This is a genomic window from Bradyrhizobium sp., from assembly GCF_049691595.1.
Taxonomy (GTDB): domain Bacteria; phylum Pseudomonadota; class Alphaproteobacteria; order Rhizobiales; family Xanthobacteraceae; genus Bradyrhizobium.
In genome coordinates this window covers 1-2743 of sequence record NZ_JBAVNZ010000642.1, presented here as the reverse complement: position 1 = coordinate 2743, position 2743 = coordinate 1, and the positions used below count along the sequence as shown (strand labels likewise).

Annotated in this window: 2 protein-coding genes; both read left to right on the top strand. The window is 66.2% G+C overall.

The genetic code is table 11. From position 1 onward, the window contains the following. A partial coding sequence (locus tag WCE35_RS25705; RefSeq protein WP_424596116.1) for a topoisomerase C-terminal repeat-containing protein occupies positions 1–1572 on the top strand: 1572 nt, incomplete at its 5' end. Then, the coding region (locus WCE35_RS25700) for an RNB domain-containing ribonuclease (protein WP_424596115.1) at positions 1573–2743 on the top strand (1171 nt) is incomplete at its 3' end.

Below are 2743 nucleotides of genomic sequence, written 5' to 3'. Positions count from 1 at the left end.
CAGGAAGGCCGCGACGACGACGGCGATGACGAGGACTCTCGCCGCCTCCCCGCCATGAGCGAGGGCGAAGCGCTGAAGCGGCAAAATCTCGCCGTCACCCAGCATTTCACCGAACCGCCGCCGCGCTTCTCGGAAGCCTCGCTGGTCAAGCGCATGGAAGAGCTCGGGATCGGCCGGCCCTCGACCTATGCCTCGATCCTGCTGGTGTTGAAGGACCGTGGCTATGTCAAGCTGGAGAAGAAGCGGCTGCATGGCGAGGACAAGGGCCGCGTCGTGGTCGCGTTTCTGGAGAATTTTTTCGCGCGCTACGTCGAATATGATTTCACCGCCAATCTGGAAGAGCAGCTCGACCGCATCTCCAACAACGAGATTTCCTGGCAGCAGGTCCTGAAGGAGTTCTGGGTCGGCTTCATCGGCGCGGTCAACGACATCAAGGATCTCCGCGTCGCCGAGGTGCTGGATGCGCTCGACGACATGCTCGGGCCGCACATCTACCCGCCGCGCACCGACGGCGGCGATGTCAGGCAGTGCCCGACCTGCGGCACCGGCAAGCTCAACCTCAAGGCCGGAAAATTCGGCGCCTTCGTCGGCTGCTCGAATTATCCGGAATGCCGCTACACCCGCCCGCTCGCCGCCGACAGCGAGGCGAGCGCCGATCGCCTTCTCGGCAAGGATCCCGCGACCGATCTCGATGTGGTCGTGAAGGCCGGAAGGTTCGGGCCCTATATCCAGCTCGGCGAGCCGAAGGACTATGGCGAAGGCGAGAAGCCGCGACGCGCCGGTATCCCGAAGAACCTGTCGCCTTCCGATATCGAGCTCGAATTGGCGCTGAAACTGTTGTCGCTGCCGCGCGAGATCGGCAGGCATCCGGAAACCGGCGAGCCGATCACCGCCGGCATCGGCCGGTTCGGCCCGTTCGTGCGTCACGAAAAGACCTATGCCAGCCTCGAGGCTGGCGATGAAGTCTTTGACATCGGGCTGAACCGCGCGGTGACCCTGATCGCCGAAAAGATCGCAAAAGGCCCGAGTGGACGCCGTTTCGGCGCCGATCCCGGTAAACCGCTCGGCGATCACCCGACCCTTGGCGGCGTCGCCGTCAAGAACGGCCGCTACGGCGCCTATGTCACGGCCGGCGGCGTCAACGCCACCATTCAAAGCGACAAGACACCGGAAACGATCACGCTGGCCGAAGCCATCGCCCTGATCGATGAGCGCGCGGCGAAGGGCGGCGGCAAGCCGAAGCGTGTCGCCAGGAAAGCCAAGGCCACAAAGCCCGCCAGAACTGAAAAAGACAAGACCGAAAGGGACACGGCTGAAAGAGACAAGACCGAAAGAGACAAGACCGCGGCAGGCAAGGCCGCGGGCGGCAAGACCACGGCGGACAAGGCTGCGGCAGGCGCAGCGGCACCCAAACCCGCCAAGAAAGCCGCGGTGAAGAAGACGGCCGCAAAACCGAAATCGGACGCGATCAGCAAGGCGCGCGCGCCGGTGGCGTCGGCGGCCAAGACGTCGGCGGCGAAACCCGCGCCCAAAACGCCGGCGAAGAAACGCGCCGGCAAGGCCCGTGGATAAGTGAAAAGAAAACATGACCATGGCTTTCCGGCCCGGGACGCCATCGTCGCCTTCATCCGGGCGAATCCCGGCAAGATCGGCACCCGCGAAATCGCGCGCGAGTTCGGTCTGAAGAACGCCGACCGCGCCGAGCTGAAACGCGTGCTGCGGGAACTCGCCGATGAAGGCAGCATCGCCAGGCGCGGCAGCAAGATCCTCGAGCCCGCCGCCCTGCCCCCGACCGTGATCGCCGACATCACCGGCCGCGACACCGACGGCGAACTGGTGGCGACGCCGACCGAGTGGGACGAAGAGGAAAGCGGGCCTGCGCCGAAAATCCGCATTCAGGTGCCGCGCCGCCCGCAGCCCGGCACCGCGGCCGGCGTCGGCGACCGCGCGCTGCTGCGCGTCGAGAAAACGGATGAGAGCGATGGCGCGCCTTACCATGGCCATGTCATCAAGGTCATCGATCACGCCAAAACCCGCCTGCTCGGGATCTTTCGCAAGCTTCCCGGCGGCGGCGGCCGGCTCATTCCCGTCGACAAGAAGCAGGTCGGCCGCGAGTTGAACATCGCAGCCGTCGATTCCGGCGGCGCCGAGGATGGCGACCTTGTCAGCGTCGACCTCGTGCGCTCGCGCCCCTTCGGTCTTGCTTCCGGCAAGGTCAGGGAACGGCTTGGCTCGCTCGCGAGCGAAAAAGCGGTCAGCCTGATCGCGATCCACGCCCACGAAATTCCGCAGGCCTTTGCGCCGGCCGCCTTGCGCGAGGCGGAAGCGGCAAGACCCGCGACCCTGGCCGGCCGCGAGGACTGGCGCGCCGTGCCGCTCGTCACGATCGATCCGCCCGACGCCAAGGACCATGACGACGCGGTCCATGCCGAGCCGGATACCGATCCGACCAACAAGGGCGGCAGCATCGTCCATGTCGCGATCGCCGATGTCGCCTTCTATGTGCGGCCGGGATCGGCGCTCGATCGCGACGCGCTGCTGCGCGGCAACTCGGTCTATTTTCCCGACCGCGTGGTGCCGATGCTGCCGGAGCGCATCTCCAACGATCTCTGCTCGCTGGTGCCGGGCGAGCCGCGCGGCGCGCTCGCGGTGCGGATGGTGATCGGCCGTGACGGCCGCAAGCGCTCGCACAGTTTTCATCGCGTGCTGATGCGCTCGGCGGCGAAACTGAGCTACGCGCAGG